Origin of the sequence: Vreelandella salicampi (genome assembly GCF_013415105.1) — a bacterium.
GTDB lineage: Bacteria > Pseudomonadota > Gammaproteobacteria > Pseudomonadales > Halomonadaceae > Vreelandella > Vreelandella salicampi.
This window is the reverse complement of the sequence record NZ_JACCDF010000003.1, coordinates 68,266-92,627: the sequence shown is the minus strand read 5'-3', so window position 1 is coordinate 92,627 and position 24,362 is coordinate 68,266. Positions and strand designations below refer to the sequence as shown.

Sequence of the window (24,362 nt, the reverse complement as noted above, 5' to 3'; positions counted from 1 at the left end):
GGAGCCGGGCTTTTAGGCGGCACTAGCCGCGCTGATGGGATTCGCTATTTAAGCGAAATCTGGCAGACTGCAAAATCTGCCAGGGTACAGCCGATATTACGACTGCTCTGCCATTTCCTGAACACGCTGCATCATTTCAGGATCTTGCTGAATGGCTTGACCAATCGCATTAAAGGTATCGACGTCTAGGCCGCTATCTTCAACGATTTCGATCATTTTGTCGTTGGCCTCAGAACGCACCTCTTGTTGCGCTTGCTCACCTTCTGCTGACTGCAAACGCTGGGTATATTCTTGAGAAACGACCGCGATCTCTTTTGAGGCGTCAGCAAACTGCTGGAGTTGATCGTTTGAGAAGTCCTGCGCCGGTGCTTGCTGGGTTGTCATTGAATCTTGTGCAGGATCATCAGACTGCTGAGCCTGAGCCGTGGTTGCCATCAAGCCAGTTGCTAGCAGAGCTGCAGAAAATAGAGCCGTCAAACGTTGCATAGATACCTCTTGGTTGTGAAAAAGCACGTTGTTGAACAGGTGCGTTATGAGTGTGCCTTGTGTGATAACTCATTTCGGCACAGGTTCAAGTTTTTAAGTACCAGATTGTAATAAATCTATGTAAAGACGGTGAGTAAAACCGCCCACCGATAAATACCAGCAACAAAAAGGACCCTTATGGCCAATACATCTCTGACGCGCTTTGCCGACTCGCTGCGCCATGCAACACCGGGTGAACTGGGGCTTGCCGCGATGCCCATCGTGTTTGTGCTGCTATGGAGTACGGGCTTTATCGGAGCAAAATTCGGCTTGCCCTATGCCGAGCCGTTTACGTTTTTGTTTATCCGTTTTATTTGCACGCTGCTGCTGCTTTTGCCGCTTGTCATGGCCATGCGCGTGCCTTGGCCTACGTCTCCTGCACTCTGGGGGCATATTGCTGTGACGGGCTGCTTGGTTCACGGCACCTATTTAGGCGGTGTTTTTTACGGCATTTATTTAGGCATGCCCGCAGGGCTTGCATCACTGCTAGTCGGGCTTCAACCGCTTTTAACCGCTGCCTGCGCTGGCCCTCTACTGGGGGAAACGCTAACTAAACGGCAATGGTTAGGGCTGGCATTAGGGCTTGTGGGGATTAGCTTAGTTCTGGGTAGTAAGCTCGACCCGACAGAATCACTTTTTGACGGCTTTGGCCTCGGGGCGCTTGCCAGTGTTGCCGCTGCGCTGCTGGGGATATCGATTGGTACACTTTACCAAAAGCGTTTCTGCACGCGCATGCCGCTCTTACCGGGTACGGCGATTCAGTACATGGCGGCAGCGCTGTTACTGGGTAGTGGTGCCCTGCTGCTGGAAACACGCCAGGTCAACTGGACCCCTACGTTTATTTTGACGCTAGGCTGGCTCGTGCTCATTTTGTCAATCGCCGCTATCTTGTTACTTATGGCACTGATTAAAAAGGGTGAGGCGTCGCGGGTCGCCAGCCTGTTTTACTTAGTGCCTCCGGTTACCGCGCTACAGGCGTGGTGGCTCTTCGACGAACGCTTACCCTGGTTAGGCCTCCTAGGGATGGCCATTGCGATTGTTGGCGTGGTATTGGTAGTCAAAACAGCGCAAAATAATGCTAAAGCATCATGATATGGGTAGATTAAGGCTTATATGAATAGCTCAACGAACCATCACTGCGCGCGGGTTAACGGTCTTTGCAACCGCTGCGATAGCCCCGTGCCGTTCGCCTTTACGATGGCGTTTCAGCCGATTGTCGATGTAACTAAGCGCCGTATTATTTACTACGAAGCGCTGGTGCGTGGCCCAAAAGGGGAATCCGCCGGCAGTATTTTGTCGCAAGTCACCGATGACTTAATGTACCGCTTTGACCAAGAGTGCCGCATTAAAGCTATCGAGCTTGCCAGTGAACTCGATATGCAAGAGCGCCTCTCGATCAACTTTTTACCCAATGCGGTGTATGAACCCGAGGCGTGTATTCAAGCCACGCTGGAAACATCGAAGCGGGTCGGCTGGCCCACTGAACGGCTCAACTTTGAGATTACCGAAACCGAGCGGGTAAAAGATCGCGCGCACATGCGCAACATTATCGATAGCTATCGCGCGATGGGATTCACCACTTCGTTGGACGATTTTGGCAACGGCTACGCCAATCTTGATCTACTCACTGACCTACGTCCCGACTCGCTAAAAATTGACCGCGAGCTTGTCATGGGGTGCGATAGCGACACGCGCCGACAAGCTATCCTCAGCAGTGTCGTAACACTTGCCGAAGAGCTTAACGTCACACTGGTAGCCGAAGGTGTAGAAACGCGGGAAGAGTCGCGCTGCTTGTTAGCACTGGGCCTTCCGTTACAGCAAGGCTTTTACTTTGCGCGCCCGAGCCTTGAGGCATTAGCGAAGGTTGACGACACACTATACGATTAGTGCTGATAGGTAACGGCTGCTTAAGGTTTGGCAATACGCTCAAGGTAGTGCACGCCGCCCAAGTTGCGCATTTGCTGGCGAATCCACTGGCTGCGTTGTTCTACTTGGGCACTCGGTACTGACGCACTGCGATTGAGCGGGTTCGGAAGAATGGCGGCTAAAAGACTCGCTTGACGCTCGTTGAGCGCACTGGCGGAGACACCAAAGTAGTGCTGGGCGGCCGCTTCCAGCCCGAAAATACCCTTATCCCACTCGGCTACGTTAAGATACACCTCAAGAATGCGCTGTTTGTCCCAGGCCAGTTCGATCAACAGCGTAAACCACATCTCCAACCCCTTACGCACCCAGCTACGCCCACTCCAGAGAAATACGTTTTTGGCCGTTTGCTGGCTTAACGTACTTGCGCCGCGCAGCCGCCCGCCCGCAAACCAACCTTCGACCGCACGCTTGAGTTCAACCAGATCAAAACCGTAATGGTCAGGAAAACGCTGATCTTCCGACGCGATTACCGCCAGCTTGGCCACAGAGGCCATATCGTCCCAGGCGCGCCACTCGCGCTGCAGGCGAATCGGTTCGCTGGCGATCCAGCTTTGCACTTTGCGTTCGACCATCACCATCGACCCTGGTGGCGGCACGACGCGAAATAGCAGCACGAATACCACCGAGAGCAGCGCAAACGCCAGAGCACCACGCCATAGCCAGCGCCATAGCCTACCCACCAATCGGCGCAGCGCTCGTTTCAACATGTGTGCTCCCTACGTTTTAATCATCCACTAATCCGTATTAATACGACTTAGCGCTTATGCAAATGCTCGGCGTGATAGCGCAGGTGATCGTCAATGAACGAGGCAATAAAGAAGTAGCTATGATCGTAGCCCGATTGTCGACGTAGCGTCAGCGGATGGTCATGCGCTTCGCACACCGCTTCTAAGCGCTCCGGTTTGAGCTGCTCTTCAAGGAACTGATCGGCCTCGCCCTGATCGATAAACAAACGCTGGCGCGAGGCGCCGTTAGCCACCAGTTCGCAAGCATCGTACTGGCGCCAGCGCGACACATCGTCGCCCAAATACGCGCTAAACGCTTTCTGCCCCCAGGGGCACTCCATTGGATTAACCACCGGTGAAAAAGCCGACACCGAGCGAAAACGCCCAGGGTGGCGCAACGCCAGAATCAACGCGCCGTGCCCCCCCATCGAATGCCCGCTGATCGATTCGCGGCCGTTAACCGGGAAGTGCTGACGCACCACGGAGGGTAGCTCTTCAACGATGTAATCGTACATGCGGTAGTGCGACTTCCAGGGCGCCTGCGTGGCGTTCACATAAAAGCCCGCCCCCGAGCCTAAATCATAGCTGTCATGCTCACCGGACAGGTCCGTCCCACGAGGGCTGGTGTCGGGGCAAATAATCGCCACGCCTAGCTCAGCCGCCATGCGATGGGCACCGGCTTTTTGCATGAAGTTCTCATCGTTGCAGGTCAACCCCGAGAGCCACCAGAGTAGCGGCACGCGCTCGTTTTCGGCTTGAGGCGGTAAATACACGGCAAAAACCATGTCGCAATCCAGCGCCCGCGAGTAGTGGCGATAGCGTTTGTGCCAGCCGCCAAAACTGCGGTTGGCCGAGACCAGTTCTAACGTTTCACTCATGCTCATGGGCTGACTCCTGGTAACGGGCTTGTAAAAGCGGATTCTTAAAACGGATGCGTTCAAACACTCACGCGCGACGGGCCAACCCGTCGCGCACCGCTTTCAAAAAGCGTCAGTTTAATAGTGCAGTACAGTGCGGATGCTCTTGCCCGCATGGAGCAGATCAAACGCTTCGTTGATGTTCTCAAACGGCATATCGTGGGTGATGAAATCGTCGATATTGATCTCACCGTTCATATACTGCTCGACATAACCGGGCAGCTCAGTGCGCCCTTTCACACCGCCAAAGGCAGAGCCTTTCCACACGCGGCCGGTCACCAGCTGGAACGGACGGGTGGAGATTTCTTCACCTGCACCGGCTACGCCGATGATAATCGATTCACCCCAGCCTTTGTGGCAGCACTCAAGCGCCGAGCGCATCACGTTGACATTGCCGATGCACTCAAAGGAGTAATCAACACCACCGTCGGTCAAGTCAACGATCACTTGCTGGATCGGGTCGCTGTAATCCTTGGGGTTGACGAAGTCAGTGGCGCCGAACTGCTTGGCCAGCTCGAATTTATCGGGGTTCACATCGATGGCGATAATCCGCGAGGCTTTCGCCATCGCCGCCCCCTGAATGACCGCCAGGCCAATCGCGCCCAAGCCAAATATCGCGACAGTCGCCCCCGGCTCAACTTTCGCTGTGTTCAGCACCGCCCCAATGCCGGTCGTGACACCGCAGCCGAGCAGGCAGATTTTATCCATCGGTGCCTCTTTTGAGACCACGGCGAGCGAGACCTCCGGCAGCACAGTGTATTCGCTGAAGGTCGAGGTACCCATGTAGTGATGTAGCTTTTGGCCATCGAGCGAGAAACGCGAGGTGCCATCGGGCATCACGCCTTTGCCTTGAGTCGCACGCACGGCGCCACACAGGTTGGTTTTGCCCGACAAACAAAACTTACACTTGCCGCATTCGGCGGTGTATAGCGGAATCACATGGTCACCCGGCTTCACGCTGGCCACACCTTCGCCCACTTCCTGAACCACACCGGCGCCTTCATGACCTAGCACAGCGGGAAAGTTGCCTTCCGGGTCAGCGCCAGAGAGGGTAAAAGCGTCAGTATGGCAGACACTGGTGGCCGCCATTTTGACCAGAACTTCCCCCGCTTTCGGGCCTTCCACATCGATCTCGGTGAGTTCGAGCGGTTTACCCGCTTCTAGTGCAACGGCAGCACGTGATTTCATTATCATCTCCAAGTCGTTCAGGGAATAACTCGCGCTAGTGTAGGCCAGTCGGGCCGGTGGGATAAACCAAATGCGTACAAACGTGATACATCAACACTCAATAGCGTTCACTGCCAGACCGCCTTTTGACGTCTCTTTGTACTTATCCTGCATATCGCGACCGGTATCGCGCATAGTGCGAATTACCTTATCCAGCGAGACAAAGTGCTCGCCGTCACCGTTGAGCGCCATGCGCGCGGCGTTGATCGCCTTGACCGAGGCAATCGCATTACGCTCAATGCACGGCACCTGCACAAGCCCGCCTATCGGGTCGCAGGTGAGGCCCAAGTTGTGCTCCAACCCAATCTCGGCGGCGTTCTCTACCTGGGCGGGCGTACCGCCAAGCACTTCGGCTAACCCCGCCGCGGCCATCGCGCAGGCAGACCCCACCTCCCCCTGGCAGCCCACTTCAGCGCCGGAGATCGATGCATTCTTTTTGCATAAAATGCCCACGGCCCCCGCCGTCAGCAGGAAATTCACCACATCGCTATCGGTGGCATCAGGCTCAAATTTTAAGTAGTACGCCAGCACCGCTGGCACGATCCCCGCCGCGCCATTGGTGGGCGCTGTGACCATGCGTCGACCTGCGGCGTTCTCTTCATTCACGGCCAAAGCAAAGAGATTGACCCAGTCCATTGCTGAAAAGGTCGATACGATTAAGCGCTCGTTCTCAGCCGGGTGCAACAGCCGCTGATGCAGCTCATATGCTCGACGGCGTACGTTCAACCCGCCGGGCAAATGGCCGCGGGCGTGTAGGCCATTATTGATGCTTTCGCGCATCGCGGTCCAAATAGTGAGTAACTCGCGGTGTATAGACGCTTTATCACGCCAGGCTTTTTCGTTTTCAAGCATCAATTGGCTGATGCTCAAGCCGTGCGCCCGACACTGGGTAAGAAGCTCAGCGGCGGTATCAAACGGGTAGCGAAGCGATGAGGCGTCCTCCCCGACGTCTCCCGCATCCGCTTGAGCCTGATCAATATAGAACCCGCCACCCAGCGAATAGTAGGTATTGCACGCCACTTCCCGCTCGCCACTGAGCGCGACAAGTTGTAAGGCATTGGGGTGAAACGGCAGGCACGTGTCATCCCAGGTAATATGCTCATGCATCGAGAACGCAACAGCCTGACCATTAGGGAGGTCAAGCGGTGCGCCGCTATCAAGCGCTTGCAAGCGGGCGTCAATGCCGTCGGGGTTAAGCGTTTCTGGTGCTTCGCCCAGCAACCCCATCACCACAGCGCGGTCAGTGCCATGACCTTTCCCCGTGGCGGCAAGCGAACCGCGTAGGGTAACGTCAACGCGTGTGACAGGCGCCTCTCCCAGTGACAGCACGAAATCGCGAGCAGCGCGCATTGGCCCGACCGTGTGTGAGCTTGACGGCCCAATCCCCATACGAAACAAATCAAATACGCTAATGGCCATGACCGCTCCCTATTTCGTGTTTTTATTTGCGTGCGAACTAAAAAAAGTGACGATACAATAAGCATTCACGCACGTATGTTACTTGCCACGTTATCACGCGAGCCATGAGGCTTTCGCGCGACGCTTTACCGCTCAAGGATGCCATGAAGACCCATCTAGACCCCGCTTGGCCGATTGCTTTTCGCTCGCTTTTTGTTCGCGTTGTTATCTATACCCTATTGATAGGCTTGATTGCCCAAGGCGCATATTGGGAAGCGCAATACCTGCCGTCTGTTCGCTTCTCGGAGCTTGGCTTTACGGAGTTCACGCAGACATTAGTGCTCTTCACCGCGTGTTTGCTACTGATTTATGTTCGCCACGTGTTGCACGTTTGGCCCAACGTGACGTTGCTGCTACTGGCCTTTCTTGCCGCCTCGCTGGTGCGAGAACAAGACCATTTTCTCGATACTTACGTGGCAGAAAACACGTGGAAAGTCTTGGTCGCGCTGATCGTTATCCCCTCGATTACCTGGGTAGTGATTCAGCGGCGATATTTTCTTACCGAGTTCACCCACTATAGCAATACAGTCTCGTTGGGATTATTTACCGCCGGTTTTCTTACCACCTATATTTTTTCACGCCTTTACGGACGTCAAGCATTCTGGCGAACCGTGATGCAAGAGAACTATGTGAGCAATGTAAAAAGTATGGCAGAAGAAGTCACCGAGCTTTTGGGCTACAGTATTATCTTGTTCGCGATGGTCGAACTCGTGCTCCTTGCCCGGCGCATTTATCAGGCCCGACAGATACCCGCTTAAACACAGCAACCACTACCTACAGCTACCTATAGCAAAAAGCCCACCGTTCTGAGAACGGCGGGCTTTTTGCTGTTTCTTTACCACTCACTACTTACAGCATTCACTCGTCGAGGAACGAGCGCAACGGCTCCGAGCGGCTCGGGTGGCGAAGCTTACGCAATGCTTTCGCTTCGATCTGACGGATTCGCTCACGCGTGACGTCAAACTGTTTACCCACTTCTTCCAGCGTGTGGTCGGTATTCATATCGATACCGAAACGCATCCGTAACACTTTGGCTTCTCTTGCAGTGAGGCCACCAAGGACGTTGCGTGTGGCTTCAATCAGACCTTCACCGGTGGCCATATCGACAGGCAACAGCATCGTACTGTCTTCGATGAAATCGCCTAGATGCGAGTCATCATCGTCACCAATCGGCGTTTCCATCGAGATCGGCTCTTTGGCGATCTTCAACACCTTGCGCACTTTATCTTCTGGCATTTCCAAGCGCTCGCCAAGCTCTTCCGGCGTCGGCTCGCGACCCATTTCCTGAAGCATCTGGCGCGATACACGGTTGAGCTTGTTGATCGTTTCGATCATGTGAACCGGAATACGGATCGTGCGCGCTTGGTCGGCAATGGAGCGCGTAATCGCCTGACGAATCCACCAAGTCGCATAGGTAGAAAATTTATAGCCACGACGGTATTCAAACTTATCGACCGCTTTCATTAAGCCGATGTTGCCTTCCTGGATTAAATCCAAGAACTGCAAACCGCGGTTGGTGTACTTCTTGGCAATCGAGATGACCAAGCGCAGGTTAGCCTCGACCATTTCCTTCTTAGCGCGGCGAGCTTTCGCCTCACCAATGGAGAGCTTGCGGTTGACCTCTTTTAGCTCACCAACACTGAGTTGCACCATGTTTTCTTCGAAGGCAATTTTGCGCTGAGAACGCGCAATATCAGCGCGTAGCGGCTCCAAACGGTCAGCGTACTTGGGAAAGCCTTCTTGAAACTCATTCAACCACGCCTTGCGCGACTCATTGCCGGGAAATGCCTTGATGAAGGTTTTGCGTGGCACTTTGGCCTTTTTCACGCACAGCTGCATGATGGCTTTTTCTTGCGCGCGCACTTGCTCAACGCTAATACGAATCTGGCCCACCAAGCGTTCAAAGTGCTTGGGCACGAGCTTAATGGGTGAAAAGAATTCGGCTAAGCGCTTCTGCTCTGCCTTCACTTCCGGGCTACGGCGGCCATGCTTTTCAAGCGCTGCGTTTACCGCGGCATTTTGCTCACGAATCTGTTCGAAACGCGCACGAGCTTCTTCCGGGTCGGGGCCGCCTTCATTCGCCGTGGAATCGTCGTCTTCATCCTCGTCGCCTTCCTCAGCGTCGTCGTCAACCTCTGCTTCAGGCTCTGGCTCCGGCACTTCGGCTTCAGCCACACCGGGGATGCCCTCATCAGGGTCGATAAAGCCAGAGAACAAATCTGACAGTCGCCCCGGCGCTTCCTCATCTTGCGTGGCGTCATAGGCATCGAGAATAGAGTTAACCGCACCTGGCAAATACGCCAGCGCAGACATAACCTCGCGGGTGCCCTCTTCGATTCGCTTGGCGATTTCAATCTCGCCTTCACGTGTCAAAAGCTCTACCGTGCCCATTTCGCGCATGTACATGCGCACCGGGTCGGTAGTGCGGCCGACATCGCTTTCCACGGCGGCGAGGGCCGCGACGGCCTCTTCCGCAGCGGACTCGTCCGTGGATTGATCCGACATCATCAAAGTGTCTTCATCTGGCGCTTCCTCAACGACACTAATACCCATGTCGTTGATCATGCCAATGATGTCTTCCACTTGATCCGGGTCGGCGATATCCTCGGGTAGATGGTCGTTGACCTCGGCATAGGTCAGGTAGCCCTGTTCCTTGCCGCGCGCGATCAACTCCTTCAGACGTGACTGCTGCTGCGCATTTCCAGCCATAGAAACCCTATCTCGACGAAGAAGAATGAAGCACCTGAAGCGCTGATGAGAAAACCTAATAAGCCGAACAGTATAGCGCGAACGGCACGAGTCTTTCCAGTTTGTGTATTTTCGCTGTCATTCAGGTGTGTTAGCTTGTTTGGTTCGGCCATTTTTGGTGACTGACCATTATCTTGAGGTAAGTTGCAAAAATTCAACCCCGACTACCTCTTTGCCTTCCCAACTACCTCTTTTTCAGCTCAGCGCTGAGCGAGCTCAACCACTAATCGGGCTAGGCGTGCGCGCTGCGTGCTATCGAGTTTTTGCCCGGAGCGCTCACGGGCGATCAACGCCTCGTACTCCTGCTCTGGCGAGCGCTTGCGCTGCCGTTGCTGCAAGTGCGACATCATGCCCTTTAGCTCTTCTTCTCTGGCCGACTTCGGAATCAAGAGCTCACGCCGAGCGAGCTCAGCCAGCGTCTTGCCTTGCTGGCTGCCCTGAAAGTGGGCCAATAGCACTTGCGGGCTGCGATAACGCCCCGCCTTAAGCAGCGCAATTAATTCGCAGCACAATTTGCCGTCAGCGTTATCCGGCAGCCAATCCAGTGGCTCGTCTACAACCTCCACCAAACGCGGCTCGTGAACCAACAGCTGCAGCACCCGCGCCACCGGCGAAAGCACGCCAGCGCGGCGCGGCGCATCATCTCCGACGGACTCTGGCGCCATCGCCACTTCTTGAACAAACTCACTCGCTTGCGGCTGCCCCCCATCGGACATGGCAGACGTTTTGGCCGCACGCTTTTCTAGCAAAGCTTCCAACTGCGCTTCGCGCAAACCGCTGCGTTTTGCCAGCTCTTCCAGCAGCAGCGATTTGAGCATGCCTTCCGGCACGTGGTTCAACGCCGTCAGCACGTGACTGGCAAAACGCTCACGCCCTTCGACGCTGTTCAAATCGCGCCCTTGAGACGCCTGCTCAAACAGAAACTCCGAAAGCGGCATGGCGCAGGTGACGCGATCCTTGAACGCCTGCGCGCCTTCCCGGCGTACCAAGTCATCGGGGTCATCGCCTTCAGGCAAAAACAGAAAGCGTGCCTCGCGACCATCGATCATCTGTGGCAGCGCCGTTTCTAACGCGCGGCTTGCGGCCTGTCGCCCGGCGCGGTCACCGTCAAAACAGAACACCACGCGATTAACCAAACGAAATAGTCGCTTGAGGTGATCTTCGGTGGTTGCCGTGCCAAGCGTAGCCACCGCGTTATGGATGCCGAATTGCGCGAGCGCCACGACATCCATATAACCTTCCACCATCACCAGCTGCTCGAGCTTTTCAGGCGCCTGGCGCGCTTCATAAAGGCCGTAAAGCTCGCGGCCTTTATGAAACACCGGCGTCTCGGGAGAGTTTAAATACTTCGGCTTACCATCACCGAGCACTCGCCCGCCAAACGCAATGGTACGCCCGCGCAAGTCGCGGATCGGAAACATCACTCGGTCGCGAAAACGGTCATAGCTGCGCCCTGAGTCTTCACGGTGAATCAGCAGGCCATACTCCACCTGCACCGCTTCGCTCACCCCTCGCTCGCTAAGATGCTGCTTAAGCGCTTCCCAATTTGAGGGGGCGTAACCCACACCGTAGGTTTTGATCACCTCGGGCGACAGGCCGCGATCCGCTAAATAGTGCTGAGCGGCTTGCCCTTCTTGCATGACCAACCTTTCACGATAGAAGCTTGCAGCTAATTCTAAAAGGTTAACCCCTTGTTTGCGCTTTTTTTCCCGCTCGCGCTCGCGCGGGTCGTCCACACCCTCCCGCGGCACCTCTACCCCCATGCGCCCGGCAAGTTGCTCAACCGCTTCAGGAAAGGGCAACTTGTCGTACTCCATCAAAAAACGCAGCGCATTGCCGTGCGCTCCACAACCAAAGCAGTGGTAAAACTGCTTGTCGGCACTCACCGTAAACGATGGCGTTTTCTCTTGATGAAAAGGGCAAAGACCGGAGTAGTTGCGCCCGGACTTTTTGAGCTGGACGCGCTCGCCCACCACCTCGACCACGTCAACGCGGCCAAGTAGGTCATCGATAAACGTCTGGGGAATCTGGCCGGCCATACGGGAAAAGCCCCACCAATACGAAAAACAAGCGGCTACCCTTGGGCAGCCGCTTGGCATCCTTCTAGAAGAGCCACTGACACAAGGCTCCCCCGGTACGGATCAATAGAGGCGTTCGAAGCGCTTTTGTTCACGCTGAATCTTCTTCGCGTGACGTTTTACGGCAGCTGCCGCTTTGCGCTTGCGCTCTGCAGTCGGCTTTTCATAATTCTCACGACGACGTACTTCAGACAGAACGCCGGCTTTTTCGCAAGAACGCTTGAAGCGACGCAAGGCGACGTCAAACGGCTCGTTATCACGTACTTTTACAGAAGGCATTAAGCACTCACCTACCTTAAGGAGTCTTGAGTTCGGATAGTACGTACACGATGAATCCAGTATGGAAAGCGCTTTGAACGCTTACCGTGCACGACCCTGTTTACAGCGCACGATATTCTATTAGTGGAGTGCTCTCTTTGCAAACCATTACCGGCATTTTCACACGCAGCACGCCGCACAAACGAGCCGTAAGCTGCTAGAATCGCCTCCTTTGATGATTACAATCTCGCTCTGGGAGTCTCATTATGCGCGTACTGGGCATCGAAACGTCCTGCGATGAAACCGGCGTTGCCATCTATGATACCGCTTACCCAGGCGGCGATGGGCTCCTTGCCGATGCGCTATATAGCCAAATTGCCATGCACACCGAGTATGGTGGCGTCGTCCCAGAACTTGCCTCCCGCGACCACACGCGCAAGCTTTTGCCGCTGGTGGAGCAGGTATTACGCGAGGCCCCGTTAACGCGCCAAGACCTTGACGGCATCGCCTATACCGCCGGACCTGGCCTTGTGGGAGCGCTGATGGTGGGCGCGGCGACGGCGCACGGGATGGCGCGAGCGCTAGATATTCCGGTACTCGGCGTGCACCATATGGAAGGCCATCTGCTCGCGCCGATGCTGGAAAGCGAGCCGCCTGCATTTCCATTTGTAGCGCTTTTGGTCTCCGGCGGGCACACCCAACTCGTGGCGGTAGAAGGGATCGGCCGTTACCAGCTACTGGGGGAATCGGTCGACGACGCCGCCGGCGAAGCCTTCGATAAAGCCGCCAAAATGCTCGGCTTGCCCTACCCAGGTGGCCCGCACGTGGCCCGCTTGGCGGAACAAGGCGACCCGAAGCGTTTTCGCTTCCCCCGCCCGATGACCGACCGCCCAGGGCTGGATTTCAGCTTCTCCGGCTTAAAAACCCATACACTGACCGCGATTCGCGAGTTAGAGGCCAGCGGCACGCTCGACGAGCAAGCCCGCGCTGATGTGGCCCGCGCCTTTGAAGAAGCCGTGGCGGATACTCTAGTGATCAAGTGCCGCCGCGCGCTGGATCAAACCGGCCTTAAACGTATCGTCATGGCCGGCGGTGTCAGCGCCAACACACGCCTGCGCGAGCGCTTGGCCGTCGAGTGTAAAAAACGTAACGCGCGCGCCTACTACCCGCGCGGGCGTTTTTGCACCGACAACGGCGCCATGATTGCTTACGTCGGCGCTCAACGCTTGGCTGCGGGCGAATCCGACGCTGAAGGACAAATGCAGGCCACGCCGCGCTGGCCGCTGGATCAACTCAGCACGCCCGACACCGCTCTCAGCGCCGACGTTTAAAGCGCGCTTCTTCCCCGCGCCGAATATGCCGCAGGCTAGCCCAATGACGTGCCAGCACCATCAAGCTAAACGCGCCCACCACTGGCACATACGCTGGATCAAGCCAGATACACATAAGCGGCGCGGTTAGCGCACTGAGAAGCGAGGCCAGCGCGGCCATTCTCAGTTGCCATGCGCAAAGCGCCCACACCGCCGCGCTGATCAGCGCAACACCAGGGGTCAATACCAGCAATACGCCAAAAGCGCTCGCCACCGCTTTGCCTCCGCGAAAGCCGTGCCATAGCGGGTAGCTGTGACCAAGCAATACCGCAAGCCCAACCAGGCCCTGGAGCCATACCGGGTAGCCCAACGCTTTTGCGCCGAGCACCGCCGGCATGCCCTTGGCGGCATCCAGTAGCAGCGTGAGACCGGCAAGTTTCGGCCCGTAAAGGCGCAACACATTGGAAAACCCCGGGTTACAAGAACCACGCCCACGCGGGTCTGCTACACTGGCCAACCGGCAAACACTCAGTGATGACAGCCAGCTGCCACTTAGGTAGCCCACGATGACCCACAGCATGGCGCTTTCTCCTTCTTAACCCTACCCTCCGCATGCGGATTTTAGCGGCGGGCGACTGTCGTTTCCCGGCCGGCTCAAGTACAATTCCCGGCTTATCGCAGGGGAAGGTTTATGGATCGCATCTTTATCGAAGCGCTCGACGTCGACACCGTGATCGGCGTGTATGAGTGGGAGCGCACCATTTTACAGTCACTTAGCCTTGATCTGGTGTTGACCACCGACATTCGTCCAGCGGCTGCCAGCGATGATTTACGCCTCACCCTGGATTATGCCGCGATCTGCCAACGCATTCAGCATTTTGCCCGCGAACACCGGTTCGCGCTGGTCGAAACCTTCGCTGAGCGTCTTGCCGAAACCCTACGCCATGAGTTCCCCCTCACTTGGCTTGAGCTTACCGTGCGCAAACCGGGGGCGGTGCCCCATGCGCGCAGCGTCGGGCTGACCATTCGCCGCGGCACCCTGCCGAAAGAGAACGTGTGATGCAACAAGTGACCGTCAGCCTGGGCAGCAATATTGAGCCCGCTCGCCATATTCGCCTCTGCTTGGATGCCCTAACGGCACGCTTTGGCGCACTTGATATCTCACGGGTATTTGAGAGCGAACCGGTCGGTTTTGATGACAGCCGCAACTTTTACAATCTGGTGGTGGCGTTTGAAAGCAACGCCTCGCCGGGTGAATTGCAAGCATGGGCCAAACGCTTGGAAGCCGAGCACGGCCGTCGCCCAGACACACCCAAATTTAGCCCTCGCGCGCTGGATATCGACCTGTTGACCATTGGTGCCTTCTGTGGGGTCATTGAAGGTGTGACGCTTCCCCGCGACGAAATCACGCGCAACGCTTTTGTATTACAGCCGCTCGCTGAGCTTTTGCCCGATGAGGCGCACCCAACGTGTGGCACGCTTTACACCACCTTGTGGCAGCGTTTTGATCTCGGCGCGCAGCGACTATGGCCGGTGGATTTCACCTGGCGCGGACGTTTAATCTCCCAGGCTGACCCCGTCGCGCTTACCGCTGCGCGCTAGCGCCACCTAAGCGCCTATATGTTACGCCCCTTCCGATAACACTCGCTTAATGGCAACCAGGCGCTCTTGATCCAGCGCCTTGCCAATTTCTGCGCCTTGATAGCCTGCGTCCACCAGCGCTTTGGGGCTAACGGCGGCCGCCTGCTGCCACGCTTGGCGCAGCATTGCCTCTTGTGATGGCGACAGCACTTTCACCAGCGCCAACTGGGTTTCCACTTGCTCAGGCCTGCGCCAGCCGTCCAGTCGCGCCAGCCAGTTAAGCGTCGCGTCAGGCGTTAGTGCATCCGATAAAAATTGCTGGGTGAGCGCGCTATGAGCAGCCAGCTGCGTGACCTCTTTGGGCAGTTTGAGCCGCGCGGCGAGTGCTTCGCGCTGATCGTCATCAAGCGCTGACACCAGCCGCGCATAACGCCAGTGCGGCTGCGTCGCGCCGTGTGTGGGCACCACTGCCATGGCCGCCAAACCTGCGTCGAAGGCACTACCTGCGAGTTCGGCAAACCACACATCAAGTGCTCCGCACGCCTTTAGCGCTTGGAAATACGCTTCGGGTACCGGTTCACCCAACGCTTTCTCGCTCTCCACCCAGACCCGTTCGGCGGCCAAGTGCTCGAGCTCGCCGCTGGCACTCACTTGCGTCATTAGCGTTTGGGTTTCATCCGCGATACAAAAACCACGCTCGGCGTAGCGCGCCAGAAATCGGGCGGTGCGCAGTACGCGAAGCGGGTCTTCGCTGAACGCATTGGATACATGGCGCAGCACGCGCGCCTCGATATCCCGGCGCCCGTCGTAAGGGTCGATAATAGCGCCGTTTGGCGCTTCGGCCATGGCATTGATGGTTAAATCGCGGCGCTGCAAGTCCTCTTCCAGCGTGACATCAGGGCTTGCGTGCACCTCAAAGCCGCCATAGCCGTGCCCTGCCTTACGCTCGGTGCGCGCCAGCGCATACTCCTCAGCGGTATCCGGGTGCAGAAAAACGGGAAAATCGCGCCCTACCGGCTTGAAGCCGCGTGCGCGCATCATTTCTGGCGTGGCGCCAACCACCACCCAATCGTTGTCATAGACCGGCCAACCCAGCAACGCATCGCGTACTGCGCCGCCGACGCGGTAAACCTCAAGCCCTTTTAGCAAAGGATCTCGCCACGAATCTTGCTGGCGCGTTGCGCTCATGGCTTGCGTTCCGCACGTTGGCTGGGTATTGACGTTAGCTCACCGGTTTCGAGCGTCAGTGCGGTGAGCGCTCCGCCCCAAGCGCAGCCGGTATCCAGCGCGTGGACCTGGATCGCGGCTTCTGGCGTATGGCCCAAAAGCGCGGCCCAATGGCCAAACAACAGCCGCGCTTGGTCGGCGCGGGGGTACTGAAACCACGGCGCGAATCCCTCGGGGGCGCTGTCGAGCCCTTGCTTGGCGGCAAAGTCCAGCTGCTCGTCGGCGGCGATAAAGCGCATGCGCGCCATCACGTTGACGATGCAGCGAAGCCGATCCATCCCGGCTAAGTCTTCCCGCCAGCGATCCGGCTGATTACCAAAAAGCTCCCGCAAAAAAGCACCCGACGCTTCGCCTTGCAGCGCGGCTTGCACCTCGCCGCCCAGCGCCTGCGCTTGCGCCAGCGACCACGACGGCAGGATGCCCGCGTGCACCATTAGTGTGTCATCCTCGCGCACGGTGAGCGGCTGCTGCTGCAACCAGTCAAGCAGCGCCTCGCGATCAGGCGCGCTTAATATCTCTTCCAGCGTGTCGTTCTTGCGCAGTTTGCCGCCTCCACGAGCCGCCACCAGCAAGTGGAAGTCGTGATTACCCAGCACACAGCGAGCGTCGAGTTGTTGCGCTTCACGCAAGCACGCCAGCGAGCCGGGGCCGCGGTTGACTAAATCACCCACTAGCCAAAGCCGGTCACGCTCCGGATTGAAGGCGAGCTTTTCCAGCAGCGCAACGAACTCCGCGTGGCAGCCGTGGAGATCGCCGATCACGTAAGTGTTCATTGACAACTCCCTGAGGTCGTTTTGTGCAGTGTTTATTGCATCGTCATTAATGAATCGCCAAGGGCGCCGCCAAGCTAAATGGCGCCACGCTCACATCAAAGGCGCGCTGCGTCGAGGTATCCAGCAGCGTATACGCGCCTTCCATGGTGCCGACGGGCGTTTGCAAAATGGCCCGGCTGGTGTAGCGAAAACGCTGCCCCGGGCCAATCAGCGGTTGCTGCCCGACCACGCCCTTGCCGCGCACCTCTTGGCAGGCGCCGCTGCCTTGGGTGATTTTCCAGTAGCGCGCGAGTAACTGAACGCTGTGCGGGCTGTTGTTTTCAATCGTGACGCGGTAGCTGAACACGTGGCGCGCTTCCGCGACACTGGATTCCTGGGCGCTGTAGTCCACGGTGATAGCAACGTGAATGGGTAATTCGCTCACGTTTTATCCTCCCCTGAGTCGTCTGTGGCGACGCGGTTAGCAATGCGCACAAACTCCTCCACCGTTAGGGTTTGCGGGCGACGGCCGGGATCAATACCGAGCACTTCCAGCGTATCGGCGTCCACGCGACCTTTGAGGTTATTGCGCAGCGTCTTGCGCCGCTGACCGAAGGCCTGTTTAACCAAGGCAAACAGTAGCGTCGTATCGTGCGCGGTGTGCGGAAGCGTCGCGTGAGGCGTTAAGCGCACGATCGCCGAGTCCACTTTCGGGCGCGGCACGAACGCTTCCGGCGGCACGATGAAAAGCTGTTCCACCTGGCAGTAGTACTGCGCCATCACCGATAACCGCCCCCAATCGGGGCCACCCGGCTCGGCGGCCAAACGCTCGACCACTTCTTTTTGCAGCATGAAGTGCATATCCGCCACGGCGTCTTCAGCTTCGAGCAAATGCACAATCAGCGGCGTCGAGATGTTATAAGGCAGGTTGCCCACCACGCGCAGTGCCGGGCCGTCACCCTTCAGCGCGGCGAAATCAAACGCCAACGCGTCACCTTCGTGAATAACAAACTCAGGATAATTAAAAAACTGCACCCGCAGCCCAGGGATTAAGTCGCGGTCAAGCTCGATGACTTCCAGTTTGCCCGTTTCCTCTATAAGCGGTTCGGTCAGCGCCCCTTGCCCGGGGCCAATCTCAACGAGGCGGTCACCGTCGCGCGGGCCGATAGCGCGAATAATGCGTCCGATAATGCCGGGGTCGCGAAGAAAGTTCTGCCCAAAGCGTTTTCGAGCGCGGTGTTGCGGCACGTGAGACATGAAGCGAAATTCCTGGGTCAAAGATGAGAAGTCGTACAGGTGGCAGCACGTTGGTCGGCAAGATGACGCGCCAGCCGAATCGCCACGGCAAGACTCGCCGGCGAGGCTTTGCCGGTGCCAGCCAGATCGAGCGCCGTGCCGTGATCCACCGAGGTGCGCACCAACGGTAGCCCTAACGTCATATTAGCGGCATTGCCGAAACCGGCGTACTTGAGCACCGCCAAGCCCTGGTCGTGATACATGGCGAGCACAGCGTCCACCTCCGCCAGGTGGCGCGGGGTGAAAAGCGTATCCGCTGGGTAGGGGCCGCGCACATCCAGCCCCTGTGCACGCAGCGCCTCTAGGGTAGGAGAGATAATGTCCAACTCTTCACGACCGAGGTGGCCGTCTTCTCCGGCGTGAGGATTTAACCCGCACACGGCGATACGCGGCTTGGCAATACCGAACTGACGGGTCAGATCCGCCGCCAGAATTCGGCTGATACGGACAAGCCGCGTTGGCGTCACGGCATCAGCAACCGCACGCAGCGGCAAATGCGTGGTAAGAAGCGCCACGCGAAGATCAGCGGGCCCCTGCCAGCCTGACACTTGGGCGTGCAGTGCGCTATCGGTGGCCAGCATCATCACCACCTCTTCTGCGCCACAAGCGTCGCGCAGCCATTCGGTATGGCCGGTAAAGGTGGGATAGCCTCCGTCGATGATCACACCTTTATGCAGCGGCGCGGTGGTCATCGCCGCCGCATGGCCGTTTTGACAGGCGTGCACTGCCGCCGCAAGCGTCGCCAGCACATAGGCGGCATTGGCCGCGTTCAGCACGCCCGGCTGGCTCGGGGTGTCAAGGGCCACCGGCCACACGGGGAGCACACTGGGGCCTTCCGGCAAAGGCTCGCCAGGCTGACAAGCCGCCAATTCAACCTTCAGCCCCAATAGCTCGGCGCGCTCAGCCAGCAGCGTGATATCCCCCACGGCGACGCTGTGCGGTGGCAGTTCACCGCGTTCGGCGAGCATGAGGGTCAGCTCCGGGCCAATACCCGCCGGCTCGCCGGTAGTGATGGCCACCGGTAAAAGAGGTGACAGCGCCTCACGTTGTGGCATTAGAGGCGAATATCCACGAACGCCTGTGAGCGAATTTCCCGCTGCCAAGCGTTCACCTCTTCATTGGCGCGGCGCTGAAAAATCGCTTGGCGTACCTGTTCGCGGCGCGCCTCGTCGGTGACGTCTTCACGACGACGCTCCAAGACTTCGATCACGTGATACCCAAATTGCGAGCGCACAGGTTCGGAGACTTGGTTGGGCGAAAGCTCGCGCATCACCTCTTCAAACGCCGGCACGGTCTGCCCCGGGCGTACCCAGCCTAGCGAGCCGCCGTTTAGCGCACTACCGCTATCGTCGCTCATTTCGCGTGCCACGGTGGCGAAGTCTTCGCCCTGCATGACGCGTTCACGCGCTTGTTCGGCACGCGCGCGGGCCTGCTCTTCGTTACGCGTGGGGTTGAGTTCCACCAAAATATGCCGGGCGCGGGTTTCTTCGATGACCGAGGTATCACCTGAGGTCGACGGCTGCTGGCTTAAGAAACGCTCAACGTCGCGCTCGCTGACAGAAACCCGCTGCCCAATTTGACGCTGCTGCACTTGGCGCATTAATAATTCACGGCGCACGTCTTCGCGCACTTGAGCAAGGGTCATGCCGTCCTCTTCAAGACGGTCAGCAAAGGCTTCAAGCGACATACCATTAGACTCAGCGATGCTTCGCACTTGGCGATTAAGCTCGGTGTCGTCAACGCTTAAGTTGGCGTCACGCGCCATTTGCAGCTGAATCTCCTCCACCACCATGCGTTCAAGCACCTGCTCTTCAAGCTGCTCCCGCGGAGGCGGCGTACTGTCTTGCGCTTCCATCTGGTTCATGAGGCGATCAAGGCGGTCTTCTAACTCACTTTGCATAATCGCGCCGTCATTCACCACCGCCACAATCCGGTCAAGCATTTGGCGCTCGCCTAACGGTTGCGATTGTGCCTCAACCGATTCAGCCTTAAGGCCGACACCAGCGCCCATGCAAAGCACTAACGCACTACTTAACGCGCGGTGCTTAGCGCGGCCTAGCAACATCTTTCTCATCATCATGAAAACGTCTCTTTTAATTACCCTGTCTCATCGCCTGCCAACGCTTAGAGCGATGTTGGGCGATAGCCAGGAATGGTGCGTTCAAAGTAGCTGTCCGCCTCTTGGCCAACCCCGCCAAGCCCCCGGAAAACAAAGCGTAAGAACAGGCCGCGGTCGTTAAAGTCGTCCCCGACACGCGCCGTATCGTTGTCATCCAGCCACTGGCGCCACACGAGCTGAACGCCATAACAGCAATCGTTCCACTGCACGCCATAAAGCTGCTCCAGCGGGCGCTCATTGGTTTGATCGTGAAGGTAACGGCCGATCAAATCAATCTGCGGGCTCGCCTTCCACGCAAGCGATACATCCCATTCTTCTCGCGCGTAGCGCCGGTAGCTGTCATCGCCGGGCACGAGGCTAGGGTCAAAGCCTTCGATCTCCCAGCGGTAGCCAAGGTTCACCACGTGACCACGCGGATGACGGTAGGCAAGATCGACACTTGAGCGCTCGGTTAGCTCGCGCTGGTCATCGTAAAGCCACTCGGCGCCGGTGCTCCAGCGGTCATTAATTTGCCAGTCAAGCCGCGTGACCCATGGTGAGCGCTCCCGAGTAGCCTGGTAATAGCTTTCTGGATTGACATCGTTATGGGCACTTGCACGTTCGGGCAAAGTACTGTCATCGCCGTCGATCCCCACGCGGCGATCCGCGAAATAGAGGCTTTGCCCGACACCGACGCGCACACGTTCTTGGCCCGACTCGCTTTCCAACAGCCGCGACTGCACGCCCAGCGAGAGGCGGTTTAAATCGCCCACCCGATCAGTACCCGAGAACCGCTTTGCCGACCACAGTTGCCCCCATGTGAAGGCACGCTCGCGGCTGTCGAACTCGGGCAAATCCACCTGGTTGGTGCGCGGAACAAACGCATAATTCACGCGTGGCTCTAGCGTCTGACGATAGTTGCGCTCGCCAAGATCCAGCTCACGCTCAAAGACAAGTCCGCCATCGAGGGAGCTGATCGCGACGCTGCGATCAGGCGATTGATCCAACGTCGTTTCGCGGTTGCCGTAATCCAATGCGTAGGCGGTGTTCCAAAGCTCGGTACGCGGCTCCAAGTAGCCCCACGGGCGCTCAAAGCGCCACCCCAGCGCTGGTGCTAAGTGGATACGACCACCGGTAGCCGCTTCACGCTCGGGCACCATGGTTTCATCCACATCGCGCCAGAAGTAGGTAGCGTTGCTGTTCCATTCGCTGTAGAGGCCGCTCTCCTGCTGCCAGCGCGCTTGGGCGGTCAAGCTGGGCAAGCGGTAGAAAGGTTTATCGCTGTCGCTTAAGGGGTCATCCAGGCGCTGATAGCCTTGGGCACGGGCATCCAAACGCCAGCGCTCGCCTTGATAACCCACCTGGGCCAAGCGCTCCATACCGTAGCGATCATTGGAACCAAATTCGTTGCCAAAATCATCAAAATAGCGTCCGTCACTTGCCGCACCATAACGTAGCTGATACTTGCTGCGGTTGTTAACGCGACCTTGATGCTCGGCGTCAAAATACCAGCGGTTTTCGCCTTGGTAGCGCCCTTCATCACCGCCGGAGCCGCCGTTATCGCTATTCAGCCACGCCCCTTCAAGACTACCACTGCCATGACGCTCCATCAGGTAGCGATACTCGCCGCCAAGTAGCAGGCCGCGGTCGCTGATCCAACGTGGGGTAACGGTGGCATCGTGATTGGGAGCGATATTCCAGTAGAAGGGCTGCGTGTAATCCAGCTGGTCGCTGGAGAAACTGATCGCTGGCGAGAGCAAACCGGTATGGCGGCGATCATCGATGGGAAAGCGTAACCACGGCCAGTAAAACACCGGTACGTCGTGGATTTGCAAACGCGCGTTGCGCGCCGTGCCAAAACCGCTGGCTTGATCTAGGCGGATATCGCCGCTAATCAGTTGCCAGGTGCTTTCGCCGGGTTCGCAGGTGGTAAAACTCGCGTCTCGCAGGCGATACTGCGCGTCACCCACTTGCTCTAAGCGCTCGGCCTGGCCGCGCACGCGCTCTTCGTAAAGCACGTAGTGGCTGTTGCTCACCTCTCCACGATCCTCCACCAGCGACATCGTCGCCTCAGACCCGCGCAAAAGCGCGCGACCATCGCGTAGCGCAAACGCACCTTCGGCATCGACCCGTTCTCGACTGGCCGGTATGTGAAGATACTCGGCTTCAAGCTCCGTGTCCCCGCGGCGCAACACAACGTCACCGCGCAGGATCGCTTCGCCATCCGCCGCGTAGTCGGATTCGCTGGTTTCCACCTGCAGCTCGCGCGGGTCATCACCAACCGGCAGGCGGTAGCCCGGCATCACATAGCGCCCGCGACACACCCGGCTCGCTGCTTCGCCTTGCTCCCAGGCTTGCCAGTCCAGCGCCTGGGCTGGCAGCGGCTCGCTCTGGGCAATCGCGGCACTTGAGGCCCCCGCAAGCAGGCCGCCGGCGAGCGTTAGCGGCGCGGTACGCAAAAATCGCTTGCCCATGTTCGTTATCCTTGGCATCGAGAATCGGTATTATACAGCTCGCATCATGCCCGACCAGCCAGGAGCTTGCATGTCATCATCCCGGATAAACGCTCTTTTGACCTGGGCCGCGACACAACACGGCCTCACACCCCACCACATACACCTCGCGCCCGCTGGCGGCGACGCGAGCTTTCGGCGCTATTTTCGCCTCACGCTGCCAAGCGGCGAGACGCAGGTAGTGATGGACGCCCCACCCGACCAAGAAGACTCTACGCCGTTTGTCACCATAGCGCGCCAATGGCGAGCGGCGGGGCTGCCCGTGCCGCGTGTTCACGCCGCTGACCTGAATGCCGGCTTTTTATTGCTGGATGATCTCGGTGAAACCCCGCTGCAAACGCTGTTCACCGACACCGATGCCGTTCACGACCACACCCGTGACGCGCTTGAGTTGATTGGGGCGCTGCAAAATCGCGCCAATCCGGCTGCCCTACTTGCCTTTGATGAAACGCTACTTGGCCGCGAGCTCGATTTATTCCCCGAGTGGCACTTGCGCGCTTGGCTTGGCCTGCCGGAGCCGGAGAGCTGGCATGCCCTTCGCGCCGCGCTAATTGAGCAAGCGCTCTCGCAGCCGGCGGTCACCGTCCACCGCGATTTTGATGCCATGAACCTGATGCCGCATCAGGGCCAGCTTTACATGATCGATTTTCAAGATGCCGTGGCAGGGCCGTTAAGCTACGATGCGATTTCACTCCTCCGCGGGCGCTACTGGCGCTTTTGCCAAAATGAATTTGACGGCTTTATGGCCGATGTTTACCGCCAGGCGCGCAACGATGGCCGGTTATCAAGCGCTACGGACGAAGCGACCTTCCTACGTCAGAGCCACGCCATGGCCGCTCAGCGTTCGCTGAAAGTACTGGGGATTTTCTGCCGCCTCACCCTTCGCGACGGCAAACGTGGGTATCTCGAACGCTTGCCCGATTTTCTCGTGCATTTGGAAGACAGCCTCGCCGCGCTCCCAGAGCACGCCAACTTTGCCGATTGGCTCGGCCAGACGCTGCGCCCGGCGATCACACAAAAACTCGCCACGCTCGACGCTCAGGAGCGGCCCAAATGAAAGCGATGATTCTGGCCGCCGGGCTCGGCAAACGGATGCGCCCGCTCACCGACACCTGCCCCAAGCCGCTGTTAACAGTGGCGGGAAAACCGCTGATTGTGCACCACCTGGAGCGCTTAAAGCGTGCTGGCTTTGTGGATATCGTCATCAACGTTAGCTACCGTGGTGAGCAGATTATGCAGGCCCTCGGCGACGGCCAAGCGTTTGGGTTACGCCTGCATTTCAGCCGCGAGGAAACCCCGCTTGAAACCGGAGGTGGTATTCGAAAGGCGCTGCCGCTCCTTGGCGAGGCGCCCTTTTTGTTGGTTAATGGCGATGTGTGGTGCGAGACGCTGCCAAGCCAACTTGCGTTAGAAGACGGTGATCTTGCCCATCTTATGCTCGTGGACAACCCTGAGCATCATCCAAAAGGCGACTTTACACTGAGCGGCGGCCGCGTTCTCGGGGAGCCTAAGCTCACCTTCTCGGGTCTGAGCGTGATTGCCCCGGCGCTTGTCGCCGAGCATGCGCCCGGCGCTTTCGCGCTGGCGCCGCTGCTCAAAGCGGCGATCACAGAAGGCCGCGTCAGCGGCGAGCGCTTTCGCGGCCAATGGGTGGACGTGGGGACACCCGAACGGCTTAAAGCGCTTGATCGCGCGCTTCGCGATAACGTCTAGCCAAGTTGAC

General features: G+C 58.0%; 24 protein-coding genes. 8 read left to right on the top strand and 16 right to left on the bottom strand.

Going from position 1 to position 24,362, the window contains the following annotated elements; translation table 11 throughout:
• Positions 1 to 96: 96 nt before the first annotated feature.
• Positions 97 to 486: a DUF4168 domain-containing protein gene (locus HZS81_RS05560; protein WP_179929572.1), complete on the bottom strand. Its 390-nt coding sequence runs from the start codon at positions 484 to 486 to the stop codon at positions 97 to 99.
• A gap of 177 nt (positions 487 to 663) precedes the next feature.
• Here HZS81_RS05560 and HZS81_RS05555 point away from each other — a divergent pair, with 177 nt between their 5' ends.
• Both HZS81_RS05555 and HZS81_RS05550 read left to right on the top strand, forming a co-directional pair.
• A complete protein-coding gene (locus HZS81_RS05555; RefSeq protein ID WP_179929571.1) occupies positions 664 to 1,617 on the top strand; it encodes a DMT family transporter in 954 nt (317 codons plus the stop codon).
• 21 nt (positions 1,618 to 1,638) lie between these two features.
• Entirely contained in the window at positions 1,639 to 2,412 is a 774-nt protein-coding gene (locus HZS81_RS05550; protein WP_479683526.1) for an EAL domain-containing protein, read from the top strand.
• 20 nt (positions 2,413 to 2,432) lie between these two features.
• Here the strand turns inward: HZS81_RS05550 and mtgA are convergent, their stop codons facing one another.
• The 4 genes from mtgA to HZS81_RS05530 all read right to left on the bottom strand — a co-directional run bounded on the left by mtgA (position 2,433) and on the right by HZS81_RS05530 (position 6,739).
• Positions 2,433 to 3,158 (bottom strand): monofunctional biosynthetic peptidoglycan transglycosylase, encoded by a 726-nt coding sequence (gene mtgA, locus HZS81_RS05545; protein WP_179929570.1) that lies wholly within the window; start codon positions 3,156 to 3,158, stop codon positions 2,433 to 2,435.
• A gap of 47 nt (positions 3,159 to 3,205) precedes the next feature.
• The gene (fghA, locus tag HZS81_RS05540) at positions 3,206 to 4,060 is read right to left on the bottom strand and encodes an S-formylglutathione hydrolase (protein WP_179929569.1); all 855 of its coding nucleotides are present in this window, start codon (positions 4,058 to 4,060) and stop codon (positions 3,206 to 3,208) included.
• 111 nt (positions 4,061 to 4,171) lie between these two features.
• On the bottom strand, positions 4,172 to 5,281 hold the full coding sequence (locus HZS81_RS05535; RefSeq protein ID WP_179929568.1) for an S-(hydroxymethyl)glutathione dehydrogenase/class III alcohol dehydrogenase: 1,110 nt from the start codon (positions 5,279 to 5,281) through the stop codon (positions 4,172 to 4,174).
• Between the two features lie 90 nt (positions 5,282 to 5,371).
• Positions 5,372 to 6,739 (bottom strand): L-serine ammonia-lyase, encoded by a 1,368-nt coding sequence (locus HZS81_RS05530; RefSeq protein WP_179929567.1) that lies wholly within the window; start codon positions 6,737 to 6,739, stop codon positions 5,372 to 5,374.
• Positions 6,740 to 6,882: 143 nt separating this feature from the next.
• Here HZS81_RS05530 and HZS81_RS05525 point away from each other — a divergent pair, with 143 nt between their 5' ends.
• Positions 6,883 to 7,536 (top strand): hypothetical protein, encoded by a 654-nt coding sequence (locus HZS81_RS05525; protein ID WP_179929566.1) that lies wholly within the window; start codon positions 6,883 to 6,885, stop codon positions 7,534 to 7,536.
• Between the two features lie 100 nt (positions 7,537 to 7,636).
• Here HZS81_RS05525 and rpoD read toward each other — a convergent pair whose 3' ends face one another.
• The 3 genes from rpoD to rpsU all read right to left on the bottom strand — a co-directional run bounded on the left by rpoD (position 7,637) and on the right by rpsU (position 11,883).
• Positions 7,637 to 9,487 (bottom strand): RNA polymerase sigma factor RpoD, encoded by a 1,851-nt coding sequence (gene rpoD, locus HZS81_RS05520; RefSeq protein WP_179929565.1) that lies wholly within the window; start codon positions 9,485 to 9,487, stop codon positions 7,637 to 7,639.
• A 239-nt stretch (positions 9,488 to 9,726) separates the two neighbouring features.
• Complete coding sequence (dnaG, locus tag HZS81_RS05515) at positions 9,727 to 11,565, bottom strand: DNA primase (protein ID WP_179929564.1); 1,839 nt, start codon at positions 11,563 to 11,565, stop codon at positions 9,727 to 9,729.
• Between the two features lie 102 nt (positions 11,566 to 11,667).
• Complete coding sequence (rpsU, locus tag HZS81_RS05510) at positions 11,668 to 11,883, bottom strand: 30S ribosomal protein S21 (protein WP_160419605.1); 216 nt, start codon at positions 11,881 to 11,883, stop codon at positions 11,668 to 11,670.
• Between the two features lie 245 nt (positions 11,884 to 12,128).
• On the opposite strand from rpsU, the gene tsaD reads away from it, so the two are divergent.
• Entirely contained in the window at positions 12,129 to 13,193 is a 1,065-nt protein-coding gene (gene tsaD / locus HZS81_RS05505; RefSeq protein WP_179929563.1) for a tRNA (adenosine(37)-N6)-threonylcarbamoyltransferase complex transferase subunit TsaD, read from the top strand.
• Here the strand turns inward: tsaD and plsY are convergent.
• Positions 13,177 to 13,752, bottom strand: coding sequence for a glycerol-3-phosphate 1-O-acyltransferase PlsY (plsY, locus tag HZS81_RS05500; RefSeq protein WP_179929562.1), 576 nt, complete (start codon positions 13,750 to 13,752; stop codon positions 13,177 to 13,179). The two genes, tsaD and plsY, sit on opposite strands and share 17 nt — an antisense overlap.
• Positions 13,753 to 13,863: 111 nt before the next feature.
• Between plsY and folB the strand changes: the two genes are divergently transcribed.
• Together folB and folK are read left to right on the top strand one after the other, a co-directional pair.
• Positions 13,864 to 14,232, top strand: a complete 369-nt coding sequence (gene folB, locus HZS81_RS05495) for a dihydroneopterin aldolase (RefSeq protein ID WP_179929561.1) — start codon at positions 13,864 to 13,866, stop codon at positions 14,230 to 14,232.
• Complete coding sequence (gene folK, locus HZS81_RS05490) at positions 14,232 to 14,774, top strand: 2-amino-4-hydroxy-6-hydroxymethyldihydropteridine diphosphokinase (protein WP_179929560.1); 543 nt, start codon at positions 14,232 to 14,234, stop codon at positions 14,772 to 14,774. The genes folB and folK overlap by 1 nt, the downstream gene beginning before the upstream one ends.
• Before the next feature lie 21 nt (positions 14,775 to 14,795).
• Here the strand turns inward: folK and HZS81_RS05485 are convergent, their stop codons facing one another.
• From HZS81_RS05485 to HZS81_RS05455, 7 genes are read right to left on the bottom strand one after another with little or no spacing between them, the layout of a single operon-like run.
• On the bottom strand, positions 14,796 to 15,941 hold the full coding sequence (locus HZS81_RS05485; protein ID WP_179929559.1) for a tRNA nucleotidyltransferase/poly(A) polymerase-related protein: 1,146 nt from the start codon (positions 15,939 to 15,941) through the stop codon (positions 14,796 to 14,798).
• Complete coding sequence (locus HZS81_RS05480; protein ID WP_179929558.1) at positions 15,938 to 16,753, bottom strand: symmetrical bis(5'-nucleosyl)-tetraphosphatase; 816 nt, start codon at positions 16,751 to 16,753, stop codon at positions 15,938 to 15,940. The genes HZS81_RS05485 and HZS81_RS05480 overlap by 4 nt, the downstream gene beginning before the upstream one ends.
• 46 nt (positions 16,754 to 16,799) lie before the next feature.
• Positions 16,800 to 17,177: a Co2+/Mg2+ efflux protein ApaG gene (apaG, locus tag HZS81_RS05475; RefSeq protein WP_179929557.1), complete on the bottom strand. Its 378-nt coding sequence runs from the start codon at positions 17,175 to 17,177 to the stop codon at positions 16,800 to 16,802.
• Positions 17,174 to 17,989 carry a 16S rRNA (adenine(1518)-N(6)/adenine(1519)-N(6))-dimethyltransferase RsmA gene (rsmA, locus tag HZS81_RS05470; RefSeq protein ID WP_179929556.1) on the bottom strand — a complete coding sequence of 272 codons (816 nt, stop codon included), beginning with the start codon at positions 17,987 to 17,989 and terminating at the stop codon, positions 17,174 to 17,176. Before rsmA ends, apaG begins: the two co-directional genes overlap by 4 nt.
• 17 nt (positions 17,990 to 18,006) lie before the next feature.
• Positions 18,007 to 19,083, bottom strand: a complete 1,077-nt coding sequence (gene pdxA / locus HZS81_RS05465) for a 4-hydroxythreonine-4-phosphate dehydrogenase PdxA (RefSeq protein ID WP_179929555.1) — start codon at positions 19,081 to 19,083, stop codon at positions 18,007 to 18,009.
• A complete protein-coding gene (locus HZS81_RS05460) occupies positions 19,083 to 20,108 on the bottom strand; it encodes a peptidylprolyl isomerase (protein ID WP_179929554.1) in 1,026 nt (341 codons plus the stop codon). The genes pdxA and HZS81_RS05460 overlap by 1 nt, the downstream gene beginning before the upstream one ends.
• A gap of 44 nt (positions 20,109 to 20,152) precedes the next feature.
• Positions 20,153 to 22,600, bottom strand: coding sequence for an LPS-assembly protein LptD (locus HZS81_RS05455; RefSeq protein WP_179929553.1), 2,448 nt, complete (start codon positions 22,598 to 22,600; stop codon positions 20,153 to 20,155).
• Between the two features lie 70 nt (positions 22,601 to 22,670).
• Here HZS81_RS05455 and HZS81_RS05450 point away from each other — a divergent pair, with 70 nt between their 5' ends.
• Positions 22,671 to 23,696, top strand: coding sequence for an aminoglycoside phosphotransferase family protein (locus HZS81_RS05450; RefSeq protein WP_179929552.1), 1,026 nt, complete (start codon positions 22,671 to 22,673; stop codon positions 23,694 to 23,696).
• Entirely contained in the window at positions 23,693 to 24,352 is a 660-nt protein-coding gene (gene murU / locus HZS81_RS05445) for an N-acetylmuramate alpha-1-phosphate uridylyltransferase MurU (RefSeq protein ID WP_179929551.1), read from the top strand. Before HZS81_RS05450 ends, murU begins: the two co-directional genes overlap by 4 nt.
• Positions 24,353 to 24,362 lie beyond the last annotated feature (10 nt).